At 49.8% G+C, this 20,437-nt stretch carries 20 protein-coding genes; 1 reads left to right on the forward strand and 19 read right to left on the reverse strand.

The window, feature by feature from the left end; genetic code table 11:
- Window positions 1–144: 144 nt before the first annotated feature.
- From QJ48_RS26720 to QJ48_RS26770, 11 genes are all read right to left on the reverse strand, one after another.
- The gene (locus tag QJ48_RS26720) at window positions 145–1,461 is read right to left on the reverse strand and encodes a hypothetical protein (RefSeq protein WP_157261765.1); all 1,317 of its coding nucleotides are present in this window, start codon (window positions 1,459–1,461) and stop codon (window positions 145–147) included.
- Window positions 1,462–1,575: 114 nt separating this feature from the next.
- Window positions 1,576–2,844, reverse strand: coding sequence for a gephyrin-like molybdotransferase Glp (gene glp / locus QJ48_RS26725; RefSeq protein WP_054976444.1), 1,269 nt, complete (start codon window positions 2,842–2,844; stop codon window positions 1,576–1,578).
- 1 nt (window position 2,845) lies between these two features.
- Complete coding sequence (moaA, locus tag QJ48_RS26730) at window positions 2,846–3,850, reverse strand: GTP 3',8-cyclase MoaA (protein WP_054976445.1); 1,005 nt, start codon at window positions 3,848–3,850, stop codon at window positions 2,846–2,848.
- 82 nt (window positions 3,851–3,932) lie between these two features.
- Window positions 3,933–4,229 carry a hypothetical protein gene (locus QJ48_RS26735; protein WP_157261766.1) on the reverse strand — a complete coding sequence of 99 codons (297 nt, stop codon included), beginning with the start codon at window positions 4,227–4,229 and terminating at the stop codon, window positions 3,933–3,935.
- Window positions 4,226–4,576, reverse strand: coding sequence for a hypothetical protein (locus QJ48_RS26740; protein WP_054976447.1), 351 nt, complete (start codon window positions 4,574–4,576; stop codon window positions 4,226–4,228). Before QJ48_RS26740 ends, QJ48_RS26735 begins: the two co-directional genes overlap by 4 nt.
- Window positions 4,573–4,761, reverse strand: a complete 189-nt coding sequence (locus QJ48_RS26745; RefSeq protein WP_054976448.1) for a hypothetical protein — start codon at window positions 4,759–4,761, stop codon at window positions 4,573–4,575. The genes QJ48_RS26740 and QJ48_RS26745 overlap by 4 nt, the downstream gene beginning before the upstream one ends.
- Window positions 4,751–5,278, reverse strand: coding sequence for a Rieske 2Fe-2S domain-containing protein (locus QJ48_RS26750; protein WP_054976449.1), 528 nt, complete (start codon window positions 5,276–5,278; stop codon window positions 4,751–4,753). The genes QJ48_RS26745 and QJ48_RS26750 overlap by 11 nt, the downstream gene beginning before the upstream one ends.
- Window positions 5,279–5,326: 48 nt before the next feature.
- A complete protein-coding gene (locus QJ48_RS26755) occupies window positions 5,327–5,890 on the reverse strand; it encodes a 4Fe-4S dicluster domain-containing protein (RefSeq protein WP_054976450.1) in 564 nt (187 codons plus the stop codon).
- On the reverse strand, window positions 5,887–8,064 hold the full coding sequence (locus tag QJ48_RS26760) for a molybdopterin oxidoreductase family protein (RefSeq protein WP_054976451.1): 2,178 nt from the start codon (window positions 8,062–8,064) through the stop codon (window positions 5,887–5,889). Before QJ48_RS26760 ends, QJ48_RS26755 begins: the two co-directional genes overlap by 4 nt.
- Window positions 8,051–9,091: a hypothetical protein gene (locus QJ48_RS26765; protein ID WP_054976452.1), complete on the reverse strand. Its 1,041-nt coding sequence runs from the start codon at window positions 9,089–9,091 to the stop codon at window positions 8,051–8,053. The genes QJ48_RS26760 and QJ48_RS26765 overlap by 14 nt, the downstream gene beginning before the upstream one ends.
- 74 nt (window positions 9,092–9,165) lie before the next feature.
- A complete protein-coding gene (locus QJ48_RS26770) occupies window positions 9,166–10,305 on the reverse strand; it encodes a TIGR04053 family radical SAM/SPASM domain-containing protein (RefSeq protein WP_054976453.1) in 1,140 nt (379 codons plus the stop codon).
- A 103-nt stretch (window positions 10,306–10,408) separates the two neighbouring features.
- On the opposite strand from QJ48_RS26770, the gene QJ48_RS26775 reads away from it, so the two are divergent.
- Complete coding sequence (locus tag QJ48_RS26775; protein WP_054976454.1) at window positions 10,409–10,774, forward strand: group 1 truncated hemoglobin; 366 nt, start codon at window positions 10,409–10,411, stop codon at window positions 10,772–10,774.
- Between the two features lie 66 nt (window positions 10,775–10,840).
- Here QJ48_RS26775 and QJ48_RS26780 read toward each other — a convergent pair whose 3' ends face one another.
- From QJ48_RS26780 to QJ48_RS26815, 8 genes are all read right to left on the reverse strand, one after another.
- Complete coding sequence (locus QJ48_RS26780) at window positions 10,841–12,343, reverse strand: nitrate/nitrite transporter (RefSeq protein ID WP_054976455.1); 1,503 nt, start codon at window positions 12,341–12,343, stop codon at window positions 10,841–10,843.
- A 359-nt stretch (window positions 12,344–12,702) separates the two neighbouring features.
- A complete protein-coding gene (nrdD, locus tag QJ48_RS26785; RefSeq protein ID WP_054976456.1) occupies window positions 12,703–14,628 on the reverse strand; it encodes an anaerobic ribonucleoside-triphosphate reductase in 1,926 nt (641 codons plus the stop codon).
- Window positions 14,629–14,669: 41 nt separating this feature from the next.
- Window positions 14,670–15,329: a radical SAM protein gene (locus tag QJ48_RS26790; RefSeq protein ID WP_063858174.1), complete on the reverse strand. Its 660-nt coding sequence runs from the start codon at window positions 15,327–15,329 to the stop codon at window positions 14,670–14,672.
- Window positions 15,330–15,464: 135 nt separating this feature from the next.
- Entirely contained in the window at window positions 15,465–16,184 is a 720-nt protein-coding gene (ric, locus tag QJ48_RS26795) for an iron-sulfur cluster repair di-iron protein (protein ID WP_054976458.1), read from the reverse strand.
- A gap of 231 nt (window positions 16,185–16,415) precedes the next feature.
- Complete coding sequence (locus QJ48_RS26800; protein ID WP_054976459.1) at window positions 16,416–17,747, reverse strand: radical SAM/SPASM domain-containing protein; 1,332 nt, start codon at window positions 17,745–17,747, stop codon at window positions 16,416–16,418.
- Window positions 17,748–17,831: 84 nt separating this feature from the next.
- Entirely contained in the window at window positions 17,832–18,563 is a 732-nt protein-coding gene (locus tag QJ48_RS26805) for a YwiC-like family protein (RefSeq protein WP_054976460.1), read from the reverse strand.
- A gap of 105 nt (window positions 18,564–18,668) precedes the next feature.
- On the reverse strand, window positions 18,669–19,442 hold the full coding sequence (locus tag QJ48_RS26810) for an ABC transporter ATP-binding protein (RefSeq protein ID WP_054976461.1): 774 nt from the start codon (window positions 19,440–19,442) through the stop codon (window positions 18,669–18,671).
- Window positions 19,439–20,437, reverse strand: a 999-nt coding sequence (locus tag QJ48_RS26815) for an iron ABC transporter permease (protein ID WP_202813847.1), incomplete at its 5' end; no start/stop codon positions are given. The genes QJ48_RS26815 and QJ48_RS26810, both read right to left, overlap by 4 nt.

Below are 20,437 nucleotides of genomic sequence, written 5' to 3' on the forward strand. Positions count from 1 at the left end.
ATAGAGGTTACGAAGGGGTGGGGTATCCACCTCCGTTTGCATCTCCATTTTTTGTAAAAGCTCACTTTCTCAACACTGTGTCTGTAAGTTAATTACGACATTTTGTGTCAAGAGATCCTCGTTCACGGGCAGCTACCATTTATCTCAGGATCTTCGGTTTTCGTCAATCGAGGCACCGACTCGTTTCGTCAGAAGCTCCATGAGATAGAGGCTTGCCTCGTCTTTATCGGAGGTTAGCTCTTTAAACTTTTGCAGAGCGGTGTTAAGCTTCGAAAACCTGGCATTAAAGTCTTTCTCTGCTTCTTTCACCCCTTGAGCATCGGTTAGCTCCTCTAACCCTTTAACCCCTTGTTCCTTTAATTTGTCCAAGTTGGAATCCAGTGTTTCGACGAGCGCGTCATATTTTTTAGAAGCGGGCTTGGGATCGTTTAATTTCATTTTGGCATACACATTCATCCGATATCCGTAGATTCCGAGGGTCCTGTTTCCATCATGAATCCACATGGTGCCGCCGCCGTCACGGATATAATCGATATTGGACAGCTCTGAAATCGCTTCATTTACCGTTTGATGAATAGCGTCAGTCTGAGTCTTCAGCTTGCTGTGGCTTGCAAGCAATTTATCCGTTTCCTGTTGAAAGCACTCGCCGATATACCGATACATTTCATCCTGGCCGCGTTCGGAGCGATCCAGCTCGTGCTTTTCGTATTCCTTCTCATAAGTCTGAACGATTTCATCGCCGGACATGTTGGAAGCAACCACCCTTGAGCACAGGTTGCGGTTTACTTTCTCCAAGGTGGGGTTACTGTCCGAATCCGGTGTAGTCTGGGCAGTGTCTGGTTTCGCTTTCGCTTTAAAGAACGCCACAACGTCGCTCACTGTCGAGATTTTCCCGGAGGCATTCAGCCGGTTATCGGTATCATAATCCGATACGAAACTTTTGTCCTTTTGAACAAATATGGACGGGGCGGTCACTGCGGCGCTTCCTCCCGAGCCTTTTCCGGCAACGTAATCCGCGAGCACGATCACATCCTTCTTGCCGTCTCCATCGACGTCTTTAAACGATACCGCTTTGACGGATTCGAAATTCCACGACGCGACGAGCTTCGGCTGCGGGAACGTATACAAAGTCTGGCCTTCGGCATCCTTTAAGCTGAGCACAAGCTCTTTGCGCCCGTCTGCATTCGTACGTTTCGCGGACACAAAACGAACCTTGCCCCACGCCTCCAACTCAACTTGAAACGACTGGTCCGCAATTTCTTCAACCGATGCGCCATCATTTGCAGGAGCGGTTTGCGATGCTACGGACGGAGAGGCTGCCGAGAGAGCAGGCGCTGCCGCTCCAGACGGAGGCGACGTTGAATCGGAAGCTTTCGCGGGCTCATTGAGCTGACTTTGCTGGCCGGACGGATTGCATCCCGTTAGCACCGCTAATAAAATACCTATTGCCAATAGCCTCATTTTCCTATTCTCTCCCCCCTTTTTCTATCATGCAGAAATGAACCATATATTGGCACATTTAACCATTCCATTTTCATATTCGCGCTCTACGGACAGATTCCTGCAAATTCTACATTATTCCGTAACTCCGAGTTGAACCATGCGTACCTTTTCTCCTGCATGAACGCCACGGCCTCCCGGAGGGATGACCATGAGACAATCGGAATCCTTGATCGAAAGCATCACGCTGGACTGATCGGGCCCTGCCATTTTGACATATACTTTACCGTCTTCGATATAGCTTTTGGCCCGCACGAATCGATGATAGGCATTGACTTTCGTAAAATCTTCCCCTAAGAATGCGGTTGCTTCCGGCGGGAGAACGTCCTTCTTCCCTTGCATGCCCCAGAGCACCGGACGAACAAACAATTCAAACCCCACAAAACAGGCCCCCGGATTTCCGGAAAGTGCAAAGAGAAACTTGTCCTTCAGCACGCCAACCGTCGTAGGGCTGCCCGGCCGCATCATCACCTTGTTAAATAGCATCGTCCCTTCCCACGCATCGAAAATGTCGACCATAATATCGTAATCGCCTACCGAGACTCCACCTGTCGTAATGACACAATCCGCTTTGGAAAAAGCGTCGGATATTTGCTCCATAGCCCGCTCCGCATCGTCAGGGATAGTTTCCATCAGGATTGGGATTCCGCCTGCCTCCCGCACTTGTGCTGCCAGCATATGCGTATTGCTGTTCCTGATTTTCCCCGGCTCAAGCGGCACATGAACGCCCAACAATTCCGAGCCGGTTGCGAATATGGCTACTTTGGGGCGCTTAAATACGTTAACCGTTCCCACGCCGAAGGCAGCCAGCAGGGCAATCTCGCCTGCCTGTATTTTCCTCCCCTTTTCCAAGACAAGCTCGCCTTTAGCCAGCTCAAATCCGGTTAAGGTTATGTTTTGACCTTCCTTCTGTTCTTTTTTGATCGAAATGAACGTTTTTCCATCTCGCTCGAAGCATTCCGCAATCTCAAGCATGACGACCGCATTTGCACCTTCAGGCACCATAGCTCCCGTCATAATCCTCGATGCTGTATTCCCCGTTATGGCTTTCGTCGGCGTCGAGCCGCAAGGAATGCTCTCGATGACTTCCAGAACAACCGGCTGAGTGGAAGATGCGCCGATTGTCGATTCCCACCGTATGGCAAACCCGTCCATACCCGAACGGCAAAAATGCGGCATGTGGTCCGCTGCGAATACATCCGCCGCCAATCTCCTGCCGAAAGCTTCCTCCAATGGCACGCGCTCGATATCTCCCGGCCGAATATGCTGTTGAATCATCTTTTGCGCCGCGTCAGGCTGAATGGCGTTCCTGCGAAAGCGGTTCGAAAGCTGTAAACGTTCCATACTATCCTCCAATTTGCGACATTCTCCTGGAAGTCGGCCGATGTGTCTGTTTTTCATCGTCTAAGGCTTTTGCCATTTCATGATTTTGGGGCTTCAAGTGCAAAGCTTTGAGAAAGAGCTCGCGGATGGCATCATCATTTCCGATCCATTTTCGAACATTAAATTCGTCCGACCAGTATAAACAAGGCTTAATGCTGCCGTCAGCCGTCAGGCGGAGCCTGTTGCACGTTTCACAAAAATGGTCGCTTACCGGATGGATGAGTCCGAAGCTTCCTTGTGCCCCTTCGATTCGGGAATTTTTGGAAGGTCCATTGCCATGGATCGTATGAATAGGGATAACATTCCATCCCATTTCATTGCAGCGATCGAAAATTGCCGCTAACGGCATATAAGAGGCCTTCCACCCTTTGTCTTGATGGCCGATCGGCATGTATTCGATAAATCGTATTTGAAGCGGCCGTTCTATGGACAACCTCAAGAAATCTGCAATTTCATCATCATTGATTCCCTTCATGAGTACGACATTTATTTTAATGGGATCGAATCCCACTTGCATGCAGGTTTCAATACTATCCAAAACACGACGTACATCTCCGCCGCGCGTAATGAAAGAAAACCTGTCCGCGCGCAGCGAATCCAAGCTGATATTGACGCGAGTCAATCCCGCCGCTTTCAGCTTAGCCGCTTTCGGTGCGAGAAATATCCCGTTCGTGGTCAAAGCGATATCTTCTATTCCCGGAACGGCAGCAATCATGGCTACGAGTGTTTCAAGCTCCTTGCGAACTAACGGTTCCCCTCCGGTGAGCCTTACTTTTCGGACACCCATTCCTGCCAGTACCCGCACAACCTCCGTGATCTCCTCATACGTCAATATCTTTTGGCCAGGTTCGAACTCCATCCCCTCGGGCGGCATGCAGTATACGCATCGTAAATTGCAGCGGTCCGTCACGGATATACGCAAATAGTCGTGAACCCTGCCGAACGAATCGATCAATGGACTGCTCATCACACGGCCTCCTTTCGTCACACTGTTTTATAAAAATGCGCTACCCGATGACATCATCGAATAGCGCACGACTTCGCTCCTTCTATACGCGTTCTTCAAAGTAGATATGATAACGCAGGTTAGCTTTAGGATCATGCGAAACAAAACAGTCTCTTGCTTGGCTGCGCTCCAGCTTGGTCAATGAATCGTCAAATAAAGGTATGGAAAGGAACTGATCGGCATTGAAATAAAACTTCAAATAGGCCCGGTCTTCCGTGAGCGCTGTCTTGAACAGGGTGAACGGCTTGGGCTGCGTTTGTTCTTCGCCCGAGAGATCTTCAATCCATACGGTGATCCGGCTTCCTTCATACTTGGATAACATCGTTTCCCATTCCATCATAAGACCCCGGCTTTGACGTTATTTTTGCCGCAATGGCTGCACTCCGCATGTTCCTTGACTTCAACCTCTAACCGGTAGCCCTGCAGCCAGTCCCAGAAATGATGAGCTGCCCGCTCTTCGAGATAGGCGAGCATGTCCTCCTCCTTCTCCCAAGCTCCTGTACCCGTAACCTCGGCGACGACGTATTCCAGACCTTCTGCCTGTTTCTGCTCCAGGCTCCATTTCGCATGCTTCGGAAACAAGCTTTTCAGCTGATCGTCAATGATCTGCGCAAAAGGTTGCCCGGGCGCGTCCGCCGCACGTTCCCGAATAAAGCATAAGTCCATGAAAAATTCCGATTTCTTCATCTATTTTTCACTTCCTTCTTGTAAATAAATAAGGCGATCGGAAACAGAACGACGTTTAACGCGGCAAACAGGATCACCAGCTTATAGTTTTCAAAATAATAATGGTTGATCGTATACTGCGTAAAAATAATATTGAGCAGCAGCACTATACTCAGCAAGATGACGCCCCGATAGCTACGCTTCATACCGCTTCACTCCCGTTGCATAAATAGTCGGCCCTTCGACGGCTACGATAATTTCCGGCAGCGGCCTTCTTGGCGGTCCTGCAGTCGGAGCGCCCGATTTGGGGTCAAAAAAGCCGTGGTGGCAAGGACAAACCATTTTTTTCTCCTTACCGTTCCAAAATACGGGGCATTTCAAATGGGTGCATGCATTTTGATACGCCTTGTATTCGTTCTCGTCCAAGCGGATCAACAGCGCCGAATCGTGCTCCCCCGGATAAGCAAATTCGACCGCCTCCCCCACTTTCAACGCTTGAACATCGGCAATTTTCTTTTTGGGATGGCTTTTTTGGCCGAGCCCCGCAAGCTCTTTGGCCGCCAGTCCGCCCCAGGGAAGCGTGGAAACGGCGAACACTCCCGCCGCCCCCACCATTGTCTTCATAAAGCCGCGCCGGTCCAGGGTTCGCTCATTATTTTTATGAATGTTATGCGTATAATTGTCTTCGTTATACGGAACCTTGTTGTTCTTCTCTTTATCCATGCGGTCCACCCGCTTTCTAATAATGGTCGCTTTCCTTTGTCAGACGGTTCAGAATAGCTTCTGTTTTCCTTGGATAATACCGGGAAGGCTGATCTGTACACGGGTCTCCCCTTCCAGAGGCTCGAACGGCTGCCGGCTGGCGAGCCATTTGCCCAATCGGTGCTGCTCCCGCTTCTCGGCCAGCTCGTTCTCGTCAATCCACTGCAGCGTATTGGTCGGGCAAACAGATGCGCACATCGGCGGGATGCCGTCCTTCGTACGGTCGTAACAAAGATCGCATTTATACATCAGGTTCTGTTCTTCATCAAATTTAGGAATCCCGTAAGGGCAGGCAATCGTACAGTTCTGGCATCCGATGCATTTCTCGACGAGAGCGGACAGCACCGCTCCTTCTTCCGTGACCTGGATGGCTTGCGCCGGACAGCTTCTGGCGCATGCCGGGTTGACGCAATGCAGGCACATCAGCGGAATCGTCTGCCGGTCGACCAACGGGTTGACATCATAGACATAATTGCGGTTCCGTTCGTCGTGACCGCCGCATTGTGTACAAGCCGCAAGACAGCTTCGGCAGCCGATGCAGTTATCCATTTCGATATACAATATTTTTTTCACAGCAGTGCCCCCTTCGTCCCATCCGCCAGCTTCTCAATCTGGGCTGCGCAAGCTTTAAATTCCGGCATTCGCGACATCGGGTCCAGCGCGGCAATGGTCAGCAGGTTGATCGACTGCTCATGTCCGAAATGATAAGGGACAAACACGGTATCTTTACGAATGGCTTCGATGATCTTCACTTTAAAGTACGCTTCGCCGCGCCGGGTAAACAAGCGGACGATTTCTTCGTGCTCGATGCCGTACAGCTTGGCTGTTTCCGGGTGAACTTCGACGAACGGCTCCGGACACATATCCCGCAAAAAGGGGATTCTTCGCGTCTGGTTCCCGGATAAGTAATGATAGACGACCCTGCCGGTTGTCAGTCTGAGCGGATACTGTTCACACGGCTCTTCCGCAGGCGGCCGGTAAGGAAGCGCGCATATTTTCGCTTTGCCGTCCGGATGATAAAACTTCTTATCCAAAAACATATAGGGAGTTCCTTGATCCTGCTCGTCTCGGCAGGGCCAGAATACACCGTTTTGCTTCTCGATTTTATCCCACGTCGCTCCGTAATAATCCGCATACCCGCCTTTGGAAGCAAGCCTGAATTCATCTGCAACTTTGCTTGCCGTCGTGAGATGACGGAAATATTGGCCCCGGCCGAGACGCTCGGCCAGCTCTACTTGAATCTGCCAATCCGGCTTCGATTCGCCAAGCGGTTCCTGGGCTTTATTGATCTTGATGATCCGGCCTTCCAGGTTGGTCACGGTGCCCTCATCCTCCGACCACGTCACGGAAGGAAGGACGACATCGGCAAATTCCGCCGATTCCGATAAGAACATATCGCAGCAAACCATGAAATCCAGGCTTTTCAGCGCCGCGCGGACGAAGTTTTGATTCGGCGCGGAAACCGCAGGATTGGAGCATAACAAATATAAGCCGCGGATCGTTTTTTCGGTCATCAATTCGAACATCTCATAGGCCGAAACCCCGGGCTGCGGCATTTCTTCCGGTGTGATTCCCCAGACGCTGCACACTTCCTGCACGTGCTTCGGATTCGTGATTTTGCGGTAGCCTGGAAGCGCATCCGCTTTCTGTCCGTGCTCCCGGCCGCCCTGGCCGTTTCCTTGGCCTGTAAATGTGGCTACTCCGGATTTGGGCCGGCCGATTTTGCCGGTAACCAGGCACATATTCGTGTAGGCCGATACGTTGTCCGTTCCTTTATGCTGCTGCTCGATCCCGCGCGCGAACAGGACGACGGCATTCGGGGCTTTGCCATATATTTCTGCGGCGCGGATCAATTTCTCCGGCGCCACTCCCGTAATTTCACTCGTATATTCCGGGGTAAACGCCTTCACGACTTCCAACGTTTCTTCGAAGCCGTTCGTATGCTCGCGAATAAACGCTTCGTCCGCATAGCCCTGCTGGATAAGCAAATTTACCATGCAGTTCGCGAGCGCCAGATCGGTGCCGGGCTTGAGATCGAGATGGACGTCAGCCCGTCTCGCAATCGGGGTTTCCCTTGGATCCGCAACGATCAGATACCCCCCGCGATTCTGCACCTCCCATACCCGGAACATCGAGGTCGGATGGCATTCGGCCGTATTGCTTCCGGCAATAAACAAGCAATCCGACTGGTGAATATCCGTCCATGGCAGCGTAGATCCGCGATCCACCCCAAGGCTGCGCATGAATCCGGCTGCCGCGCTGGACATGCAGAATCTGCCGTTATAATCGATGTAGCGCGTCTGCAGGGCGACGCGGGCAAATTTGCCGGTCAGGTAACATTTCTCATTCGTCATGGATACGCCGCTGAACACGGACAACGAATCTTTGCCGTAGTTATACTGCAGCTCCTTGAACTTCCGCGCAATCAAGTCGTAGGCTTCGTCCCACGATGCTTCGCGGAAGCCTTCCTTCGTTCCTTTCTTCGAAGCGTCTTCCCGGATCAACGGCCGGAGCAGCCGGTCGTCATGGTTCGTTTGCTGGTAAGCGGTGACGCCTTTCGGGCACATTTTCCCCAGATTCACCGGAAAATCGTACCGTGGCTCTACGCCGATAATCTTGTTGCTATCCGTATCCACCCTTAAATTCATGCCGCACTGCATGCCGCAGTAAGAACAGTGGGTCGGAACCAGCTTTTCCTTCGGATGATGCTTATTCTCAATCTCGCGGTAAAATTTATCCTTTAGCATTCTGGTTCGCCTCCTTGACCTTGATTTCGTGGGTTGGGACACCCGCAAACCGCGACATGCGATACTTCCTCCGGCAAGGCAGGCACAGCTCAGCCAGATGAAAGCCTTCGTCCATCTTGAATTCGACGCCGCTTTGCTTCAACATTTGGATGACATCGTTCGATTGCTCGACCGAAACAAATCCGGTGCCGCACACCTTGCAGGCTTTCATTTCCTTCTCCCCATAGTGCTCCCGGTAATTTCGGGCCAGCACGCTCATCGGCCGGAACGGAATATGCGCCAGTTTACCGAAAGGAAGGTAAATTAACGTAATAATGACGGACCATTGATGAATCAGCGTAATGACCGGATGGCCCCAGCCGTGCAGGAAAATATTCACCCCCGTGAGCATCAATCCCGTAATGCTGATAAACAGAAGCAGGTACAAGGGGAGAAAATCGTATACGAAGGTTTGCTCCGCTCTTGCCTGCATGTTTTTGATGCGCCGGTACAGCGCCATACACACGCCGGCGATGACCATGAAGGCTGTAATGTTCAGTGCATTGTAAAACAAGAAGGCAATCCAGCCGTCCGCTTTGACCCGCATGATGTCGATGCCGAAGCCGACAACCGTGTAAGTTCTGTTATCCTCCATCGTAAAGTACATCCAACCGAATACGAGAGGAAACGTAACCAGGCAAGAGAGAATACAGCCCCACCCCAGCAAAATGTGCTGCGTCCAGCGGTAGATACCGCGGTTCCATATAAACTTGTAGGTGGCCAAATGCTCAACGGTTGTTTGCGGAGTGCTTCTGCGAAACAGCAGCCGAAGGCCTTTCTTCATGATGACCTTCGTCGGCGGGCGCTCGGCCCAGGCGATAAACCGGTAGAAAAAGCCTCCGATAAAAACGACCGTACCGACCATGTACCCATATAAGGCCAAGTCAATATGAGTAAAAAAACGGGACCCGATATACATCAAAATGATGAGACAAACAACCGTAATGAAGTAATTCTTAGCAAATTTAGATGCAAACGCCCGGTCCATGTTCTGACCTCCATAATTCATTTTTGGTCACTTTCATTAAAGCATCGGCCTCTCCCCATTGACTGTGACGGAAGTCACAAGTTCGATCCAAGATGCGAATTTTGTTCAAAAAACAACTTTGACTCCGCTGTAAGGGCTTTCGGTACGTAAGCGCAGTAGGGATCGCTTTCCAGATAATCTCCGGTAACGGCGTAGGCTCTCGCCCTCGAACCTCCGCACAATTCCTTGAATTCACAAACCCCGCACTTGCCCTTTAACAGCGATTTGTCACGTAACGCGGTCATGACCGGAGAGCTGCGATAAATTTCCGTCAGCGGGCGCTCCCGGACATTGCCGCATACGACAGGCAAAAATCCGCTCGGGTAAACATCTCCGGTATGGCTGATAAACACAAACCCGTCTCCGTCATTTACCCCTTTTGGCGCGCGTCCGAGAAGGTCCCGGCGTTTCGCTCCCATGGCCGCAATCTGCTCGCCTGAACGCTGCTTTTCCTGCAGGAGAACCCGCCGGTAATGCGGCGCTTCCGTTGCTTTTACGCCATACGGCATCTTTTGCTGAATGTGACATAGCCACTTCATCACTTCTTCGTGCTGCTCCGGGGTGATGATATCTTTCACCATCCCGCGTCCGGTGGGCACAAGGAAAAATGCGCTCCAAAGCACGGCTCCCATCTCCTTGACCTTGTCCGCGATCGCTTCAAGATCATGAAGATTATATTGGGATACGGTCGTATTCACCTGAACCGGGATTTGCAGCTCCTTTAAGTACTCGATCCCTCTCATGGTCAGATCGTAAGATCCCTTCGTTCCGCGAAAATGGTCGTGAATCTCCGCGCAGGAGCCGTCGAGACTGAACGCCCACCGCGACAGCCCGACTTCCTTCGCCTTCCGGACCGCTTCGCGTGTTACCTTCGGCGTGGCGCTCGGCGTCATGGAGACGGGAAGACCTCGCTCTTCGATCGCATAACGGGCAAGCTCGAACAGATCGGGCCGCATTAACGGATCTCCGCCGGTAAAGACGAATAGCGGGTTATCCATCTTGGCGATCTCGTCGATGAGCTGCTTCCCCTCTTCGAAAGACAGCTGTCCGGGGTCCGCTCCGTACTGTGCCTCCGCCCGGCAGTGCAGACATTTCAAAGCACAGGCCCGGGTGACTTCCCATATGACGATGAATGGATTTTCGTTGTAATCCCTTTCTTTTATAAGGGGCTTCAATAAAATCCCTCCTTCTCATTTGCAATCTGGAGAGAAAGCATGAATATTTTTATTGATCGGAAGCATCCTATTTGTTGACATATTGTGACTCAGGAGGTTTGTCATGGAAACGACGAAATCGCTTTACGAAAAAGTTGGCGGAGAACCGGCCATCTCTAAAGTCATCGATTATTTTTATGAGCTTGTATTGGCGGATGATACGGTGAACGAATTTTTTAAGAACACCGATATGGATCAACAACGGCGCCATCAAACCAAATTTATCAGTTTTGCGTTAGGGGGGCCGAACCAATACACGGGAAAATCCATGGCCAAAGCTCATGAGGGCATGAACCTGCAGCCGGTTCACTTTAATGCCATCGTCAAGCATCTGCATGATTCACTTGCGCATTTCGGCGTCAGCGAACCGGAAATTGAGCAAGCCTTGTCACATGTGGCCGAATTAAAAGACGATGTGCTGTATAAGTAGGGAATGATAAGAATGCTGAGAAAGACCGCAGACTTGAACGGGTCCGGAGCTTTCTCAGTTTCTTTTTTACTTATTTCTCAGCTCTGAAATGTCGCTGAACATCCCCGCGTAATGTTTAACTTCGCCGGCGTCGTTTTTGATTGCACTGATCGTCAGCCATTGAAGGTATTCGTCCCCGTTTTTCCTCCGGTTCCATATTTCACCCTGCCAGAAGCCTTTCTCCTTGATCGTTTTCCACATCGCGGCATAAAAATCCGGCTGCTGTTTGTCTGATTTTAAAATGCGCGGATTTTCCCCAACGATCTCCTCCTGCGTATAACCGGTCACTTTGGTGAACGCCGGATTCACCTGCCGGATCGTGCCCTTCAAATCCGTGATAAGAATAGCTTCCGCCGTATTTTCAATAATTTCCGCAGCCAAACGAAGCCGGTCTTGATAATACATCCAGAACACAAGGACAAGGCTGACCAAAGCAAACTCGGACAAGGCCATGAATCCGATTGCATAGTGGCCTGTCAAGCTGAGTAACGATGCGAGAATCAGTGGCGGGAAAAAACCCCCGAGTCCGCCCATGGCGGAGACGATTCCGTTCACAATCCCGGCCTGCTTCAGGAAATAGAGAGGCACCAGCTTGAAAATCGTGCCGTTACCCGTACCCGCGCAAACCGCGATAAGCAGGCAACCGACGGTATAAAGCTGAATGTCCGGCGAGAAGGAAAGCAAGATGCCGGATAAGGTCAGCCCGCCGAATACGAACATCAGTATGACGAAAGAATTGAACTTGTCGCCCAGCCATCCGCCGATCGGCCGTGCCGCCGTCGCGATCGCAATAAATACAGCCGTTCGGAAGCCCGCGTCCGCCTTGGCCAATTGGAAGTGGCTGACGAGAAAATTCGGCAGATAGATGGTGAATGCGACGAAGCAGCCGAAGGTGATAAAATAAAACAGGCTGATCGCCCATAGCCGCGGATTGCGGTATATTTCCTTCATCTGCTCCCGTACCGGGGTCACAACCTTCGGCTCCTTGCGGTCACCGAGAAAAACATGCAGGAGAACAAACACGGCAAGCAAAATCAAATACAGCTGGACGGTGGCAGACCATCCGATCGAGCCTGCGATAACGGGAGCGCCGAACGCCGACACCGCCGTCCCAAGGTTGCCGATACCGTAAAGCCCGTTCACGGAACCGTGCTTTTCCTTCGGATAATATTTCGGCAGCGAGGTAACGCCGACCGAAAATACGGCGCCGCCGATGCCGAGGAAAAAACCGCCGATGAGCAGATCGACGAACGTCGTTGCCTGGCTTACATAATAGACGGGAAACAGCAGCAGAACAAAGCTGATGGCGAACAGCTTTCTCGCGCCGTATTTATTCGTCCAGAAACCGATCGGAATGCGCAGGACCGAACCCAGAATCACGGGTACGGCCGTTACCCAGGACAGCTGGCCCGGAGTCATCGGGATGTCCGACTTGATGAAAGGCATGAGCGAAGACAGAATCACCCAAACCGCAAAACCGAGAATTAGACTTACCGTTTGCAACGGCAATTGAAGTTTTCGAACATCCATCCTTTTTCCCTCCACTCTTAGTCAATCATGATCGTTCCAATTTCATAAAGCTCGTTTCGGGCTGATGACTGGGGCACAAGACGTGGCTGCGACGTAAATCGGTAACCGGCACGTCTCCCCTTCCCAAGTGTAACGATGCCTCCTTTACGGAATGTTTCTTTCATCAGGAACATTTTGAAAATAACATTTCTCACTATTTCATCACTGTGATGCAAATCATCATAAACCGTAGTTATACAGTGTAAAATAATGCACTTTCACAAAATGTACACAGATTACTCGAAAACCGGCATCCCGTTATCCAGCGCCCAGATGATTGTTTTCTTCGCAGGAAAGCTGCCACGTGCGCAGTTCATAGGTTACAGCTCTTCAACCTTAACTCTCTTTCTCGTATTCCAGTCAAACCTTCTCGCTTTGCTCCAGAAGTTGAACTCCCCGTGATAACAACCTTCCTTATCCACCTTGATGCTTTTTCTGGATATCATCTTTACATAACCGATCACACGGCTGAATGTGGCGATATCGTCACTGCCGCAAACCGGACAATTCCGGATATGCTTTCCATCCTGCGCCACCAATTGCCGATTGCAGCTTAAGCAGCTGGTCAGGGTAGGTGTAAGCGTAATATAGTTAATCGGCTTTTCGAATATGTTGCCGAGATATTGCGCAAGTTGGGCCGGTGCTAGTTTGCTTTCCACAAAATGATGGAGAATGCTTCCCGATGTGGCGTACCCCTGAAATTCCGCACTGTTTTCGATTTGTTTGAGAAAGTCTTCCTCGCTGAACGGAAGCATGCACCCGGACGTCAGGTATACGTTATCGCCGCTGCCCTGAACATACACATGCCGTCCATGCTGTTTCCCCCATTTCAAATCATGCCGGGCGAGCTTGATCGCAGCGTTCTCCCCGGGAGCATATTCAATCCCGCATGCCACTTTATCCCGCACGATGAACTCATTGATGATGTCAGTCATCGCTTGCATGAGACGATGAGCCAGCCTCTTGCCCTCCTCATTCAACAATCCGCCTTCAAAGCCCATATTATGCAATCCCTCGTGCATACCGGTCACAGCAAATACGTTAAAATAGTTTTTCAGATCGTTGTTGAAGGCAAAAAACGTCGGGTACAGCTCCTTGTTTCTCTCGATCCATGCCCTTTTTGCCTGATGGCCCTGCTGCATGAGTTCCAGAACCTCTCTGATGTTATCCAAGAGTACGGATTCGTTATGTCCAAATTCCATCAGCATTCGATTCAAGTTAAGATTCAACACTTGCACGGCGCCGGTCGATCCGGTAGAGCTGCCAAAAATGCCGCTTCCGGCCCTTGAAAGCACGGACAAATCGATCTGCAGCCTGCAGCATAAACTACGGCTCGCTTCCGGATCGCGCGGTTTCAACAAAGGGTTGCGTTTTTTGTAATATTCATTTTCAAACGGTTTCGTCCGGAAGTTTTCAAAGTAGACGCCGCCCCAGTAATACATTTGCTCCAGCAAGTACAGAAACAGCTCATCCTGTAAATTAAAATGATCGTCAATTTGAACGGTAATTAAAGGAAACGTAAACGGAATCCCTGTTCCCGTCCCCTCTTTCATGACATCGATAATCGCCTTGTTGATCCGGTCAAAATAGATAGGCGGAATCTCTTGATATTTAATATTTTTGGTAGCGCCTCCGATCATGACGTATTCGTTTTTGATTTCCTCAGACGGTTTGCCGAATTCCATCGTGATGTTCGAAAATGCGGATTGCGAGCCTCCGCGCAGCGGCATGTTCATTTCCCATATCAAGCCTTGAAACAACTGCTTCAGTTCGTGATCCGAATACGCTCTGCCGTTTTCCAATTGTTCAAAGTACAGGTAGGATGCAGAGATGGTTGTCAATTGGGACAACATCACCGCGCCGGATACTTGCTGCGACATCAGCACGATGACGTTGCTAACGTGTCTTAAGAAAACATCCAGCTTCTTCGTCGGTTTGGAGGACAACATATTTTTGGCCAAATTGGGTATTCCCATCATCGCGATATCTTTGCATCCGACGCTCATGCAGTACGGGCTTAATTGCTTATCGTGTATGTATACAACGCCTTCTTTATAAAGCTCAGTCAGTTTGGACGGCAATATGTGCGAAAGCAAAAATTCCTCTTCGGCAAAGTTTGTAAGATTGTGGCGCAGCAGAGGCAGAGAGTACACAAAATTGCTGTTCTCGCGTTTTAAATAATCCGATTTTTTGTCTTCCACCTCCGATGTGAATTTTTCGATAATTTCGTTAAAATGATGAAACATTTATCCGTTCCTCCCTGACCACAATTGATTTTTCGTCCCATTCAAGCCGGAAAATAAAATTCATTTAATTTATACGCGACATTGCTGTTGTAACGCCCGTTCAACTCATCGACATAGCTGCGAATTTGTTCAAAATACTCCTCGCTTAAAACAGGATATTTTACGGTACGCACCTGGCTGAGAGGACTATTGTGCCGAACGACCAATTGGATCGCCGACATCATGTTTTGAACCAGCTCAGGAGTGGGAAGGACGCCAAGAACGGCTTGGTAGGCGGCCATATCGACGTTCTTATCGAAAGAATGGTAAGGTAATTTCATATCGATATGAATCCCGTCAGCCAGTTCTCTCTCCAGCAAATGGCGTATTTTCTCAGGAAACGTGCCGTTCGTGTTAATGATGATTTTACCCTGGAACCATTTCCTCAGCTTTGTAAGAAAAACGGAAATTTCTTCAAGATTGCCCATCAAAAACTCTCCGCCACTGAAGATGACGGCGTCGAATAAAAATCCGCTCATCTTGATTTGTTGCAAAATATCATCCGGCAACAAATAATGCTCATGGTTGGATGCCACCAATTCATCATAGTTATGACAGCCGAAGCAGTGTAAATTACAGCCGGCAAGAGAATGAATCACCAAAGAGGTGTTCCCCGGCAGATCCTCGAAAGTCCGAATCATGATTGGATAAAATCTTAGCACTTTCCCGTTAACCCCCTCTCCTCAAAAACTAAATATAGTGTTATCGAAATCATCATATCACCATATATAGTATTTTGCGGTGATTCGAGTCACTAAAGAGGTCGCCTTTTAGACGACCTCCCCTTGGAAATCCGCTTATTCAGACTCGTTGGCGGGATTGCTTACGCGCTGGAAAAGAATGTTGTTTTCCAAGTGAATATGCTGGAACAAATCCGATTCGAGCTCTTGCAGCTTGTGGAACGCCAGCGTGTAAGTCCGGCACGCGCCGGCCGGCAGCTCGTAATCGCTTGTGACGGCTCTCATTTCTTTCAGCAGATTGCCGACGCCGCTGTGATCCGCCTCAAGCTCCCTTATCGTATTCGCCGTTTTCTCCGCAAGGGATGGGACTGGATTGTGTTCCAATTCCTTGATTAACGGAAAAACAGTCGCCTCCTCGGCGATCAAATGCTGCTCAAGCTCCATTTTCATCTGATGAAAAAGCATATGAAGCTTGGCGAGCTCACGGCGTTCCGGACCGTGTACCCGCAAAATTTTGGTGACGAACTGGCTTAACACGGGGAGCTCCCGTTCCAAATACGCGTGATGGGTGGTGACGATATGATCAATCAACTGACTCGACGAGAGCTTAGCCCAGTCCGTATTGGGATCGGTTTTTTGATTCGCTTCCGCGTAGAACCGGTTTAGTTTTTCAATGAACGCTGCTTCCTCGATGTTTTTCTGTCTTAGCGCTGATGTCAGGGAACGACCCCCGCCGCAGCAAAAGTCGATGCCGTGCTCCTGAAATAAGTTGCTGGACCCGGGAAAAGCGGTCACGATTTGTCCGACCGTTTCGGAACCGTTAAAAGAAGTGTTCATTAGCTTGACCTCCTTTTGACATGACCGTTGTTCCTCATGATCATGTTCTTGTCTAAATTGTAATGCAACGAGCCTAAGCCTACTGTGTTTACAATCACGTTTTTTTCTGCTCTCCTATAACACAAAATGAAAAGTCCAAGGTTCGTTGCCGGTAAGCAACAAAACTTGGACTTTTTCCAGAATGACCTTGAACCTGCTTAAGCAAGATTTCCAGGTACCGACTTCAATATTTTACCGGTATTCACCGCTTGCGCGGTTGTTATGGCCGGACGAATCCACTTCATGTTCTTCTCCACCTCCTTTGACTTGCTCTTTGCTCTTCCCGATCAATTCCAGCACGTGCTTGATTTTTCTTTTCTCATGCGGACAAGGGCGCTTCCCTGTTCTCATCCGATATAACGGGCAATGGTTGCCCTGACAGGCGGGGCGGAAATAACACGTGCGGCAAACGGGGTCCCGTTCTTCGCCGGAGCCGGTCCATCTCGCCATTTTGTCCGTATCGAGAACCATGCTTCCGTCTGTGTGAAGCTGCCCGACATGATTCACCGGGTCGTCCAGCGCAACCGAACATTTGTACAGCCGTCCGTCCGCTCCAATCACGAACGCATTGGGCTTGGAGGCATAACAGACGGCTCCGGACGGCATAAACGAATCGATGATCGTCTCGCTGAGCGGCAGCCCTTGCTCCACCCCAAGGCCCGTCAATTCCCACAGATGCGTATCCGAAGCGGTCCGGTCGCACACGGGAATCCGGTCGTCGTTTCGTCCGCCCCACCGGCCAACCGGCCGGATCAGCAGCTGAAACCGCTTGTCACCCTCGAACCATGCGAAAAGCTTCGTCAGCAAATCCGGCACTTCATCCGCGTTATCCTCGTCAAAATTGATTCGAATATCGACGGCAAACGAATCATCGACATCACGAAGCTCCTTTAAATTGCCGATGATTTTCTCAAACGTCCCGCCGCCTCCGCGAAGCCCCCTTCTCCTGTCGTGAACCGTTTCCGTTCCGTCCAGCGTCACCATAAATCGGCGCACGTTCCGTTCGAGCAGCTCCATAAACCGCTCTTTCGTCAAAAAGTATCCGTTTGTGGACATGTCTGCGGAGTAGCTGATGCCGTTTTTCAAGCAGCTTTCCAGGAAAGAATCCGACAATTCAACGATCGTATCGGGAACAAGCATCGGTTCGCCGCCAAACCAGCTGACGGCAAGATGCTCGATGCCTTCGGCCGCATGCCGGACGTACGCTTTTAAACCGTCAATCGTCTCCCGCGTCATGGCGCCACGGGGAAAGTCCTGGTAGCAATACGTGCAGCGAAAGTTGCACGCTTCCGTAGGCATGATCACGAGATGCCTCGATTTCGCTTCGTTCAGAGCAGCGTGCAGCTTTTGCGCCTGCGCAAGCTCGTCCGTCCCGTCCGGCACCAAAAATCCGGCATCGCGCAGATCGGAGGCCATTCCTGACAACTCCTCATGGAGAGCTCCCTTCCCCAGCACTCTAAGGACTTCTGCCTCCTCGTCCGGCTCGAAGGCGGCCATGGCGCCGGAAAAGGAGTTGTAAATCATCCCTCCTTTTCCGTTCCAACGCACGATGGTGGAATAACGGGAAGGTATCCAACGGTTTGTTACTTTTGCCAATCCTATCACCCTTCATCGTTGAATGAACATAGCGGAAAAAATGACAAACTGCACCGCACCCACAATTTCAATAATTCCCGCCTTCGAAGGACGCATCGGCTTGCCTGCGAAAACAAAAGCCCGCGCAGCGGAAAACGCATAAGCAAGGATCATCCACGGATGGCCTGCCACCCACAGCACGAGTGGGAGCAAAACATGATATGCTCGCGTATAAGCGATCCAGCGCTTGTTCTCTCTTTCGCGAAAGATGGCCTTCACAAAAAAGACGCTGCTTGTAAAATACAAAAAGCTGAACAGAACGACCGATACCATCATTCGGTCCCATCCTCCACCGCCCACCAGGTAAGCGGCGGCTCCCCCAATACTGAAAAGGAGGATGGCGCAAAGATCGTTAAGCAGCGCCCTTTCGGATTTGTGTCTCGTATGCCATATGTTTACCGAAAGCAACGCAAGAAGAATCGGGCCGAAATAGAGCAATGCCGGATGGCTGAAAAGCGATGGCACCAAACAACAAGCCGCAAGTAAACCGTAAATCGTCCCCCATTTGAGCCAATGCCGCCGGTTGGCTTTATTTTTCATGGACTGAAGAAAAGGATAAGACGACATGTAGAGAAACAACCAACCCATAAATAACGGCAGATGCATCAACTGCGGCTTCCCGGCGAACATGCCGAGCAGAAAAGGAACACTGACCATCGCCCAACCGCCGTGTTCATGAGGAATCACTATTTTTCGCTTCTTCATGGGACAGTCGCTCCTCTCGCACCTTATTGCACAACTATCATATAATTGCTGCCCCCTTCCGCTCTATGATATTATGCACATCCCTTGCAGATCCCGAGGATGCTTTTAGATCCCTTCGGCTACACAGGCCGTTCTATTGATTTCCTTTAAATACACTAACTTCAAATTAATGTTATATATCTTTTTCAGCTTCTCTTCGTTTAAAATATCTAAGGCACGACCGCATTCAAATTGGCCTGACTTGTCCATGATTCCGATTTTATCGTTCAGCAATATAGCATGATCCGGTGTATGCGTTGTCATGATGATGCCGTAGCCTTTTCGGGATAGTTTTTTTATGATTTCAATGGTTCGAATCTGATTTCCATAATCTAACTGTGAAGTCGGTTCATCCATTAATATGATTTTGGATTGCTGGGCAATGGCTCTGGCAATGGTAACCAGTTGTCTCTCTCCGCCACTAAGCTCCGTATAGGGCTTGGTTAACAAATGACCGATCCCTATCATCTCGATGGCCTCAAGTGCAACATTGTAATCCTTGTCGGACGGCATTGAAAATGCCGAGATATACGGCGAGCGCCCCATGACAACGAATTCCTTGACCGTAAATGCATAGGCAGGCGTATGGTTTTGAGGAACATAGCCAATATTTCTTGCAAATTCATTCATGGTATAGTCATAAATGGATTTTCCGTCAAGGAAAATATCCCCTTGATCCCCTTTAAGCAATCTCGCTATACAATTCAGCAGGGTAGACTTGCCCGACCCGTTAGGCCCCAAAATCGAAAGAATCTCCCCCTCGTTCAGGCTAAAGGATACATTGGAAAAAACTTTCTTTTGTTTATATGAAAAACTTACATTGTTCACTTCAAGTTTCATGAAATGTTCATCCTTTGTTTATGGAGAATCCAAAAATAAAAAGGCGCTCCCACAAGCCCCGTTAAAATACTGATGGGCAATTCTGCCGGGGAAATAATTCTTGATAGCGTATCAATCAGTAACAAAAATCCCCCTCCTATGATGATAGAAAGAGGAAATAACCTTTTATTGTCCGGCCCGATCAGCATTCGCCCCAAATGAGGGACGATTAGCCCGATCCAACCGATAGTTCCGCTAACACATACGGCACAAGCGGTTAAGATGGTAGACAGCACGATGACGAGACCGCGATAAAATTCCGTATGGACGCCCAGGTTTTTAGCCTCGCTTTCTCCTAAAGCAAGAATATTGACTCTCCATCGGATAGCGAGCAGCAGCAGCATCGAGATCACCATGGGAATGGAGATTATCCATATATCGCCCTTAGAGATTTTGGCTAAGCTGCCCAGAAGCCAATAGGTGATCTCCGCAAGCTTATTCTCCGTATCCATCATATATTTGGCCAATCCTAATAAGGAAACCATCATCCCGTTAACGATGATTCCCCCTAAGACGAGAACGATGGTTGAACGATTTTTCATGAACTTTGGAATCGCGCTTGTTATCATAACGGCCAATATGCCTCCGGCCAAGGAGGAAATTTGTAAACCGAATGTCCCCAAATGAAAAAGTATGGCTAAAGCAGCCCCCAGCCCCGCACCGGAAGAAACACCTAAAATATCCGGGGAAACCAAAGGATTTCTAAAAATCCCTTGGTAAGCGGCCCCGGCCAATGCCAGCGAACCCCCGATCATAATGGAAGCGATGATCCTGGGCAATCTTAAATTCAAAATAATATTTTCAATGGTTTGATTCACATTTGACGGCTTCCCAAGCAGCTTCGACGATAAAACATCCAAGACATCTGAAATCGGAATACCATATCGTCCTAAGCAAAGCGCTGCGATCGAAAGGACGAACAGCAGGAGCCATAGCATTAAAAAAAACATATACCC

Source organism: Paenibacillus sp. A3 (genome assembly GCF_001399685.1).
Taxonomy (GTDB): Bacteria; Bacillota; Bacilli; order Paenibacillales; family NBRC-103111; genus Paenibacillus_G.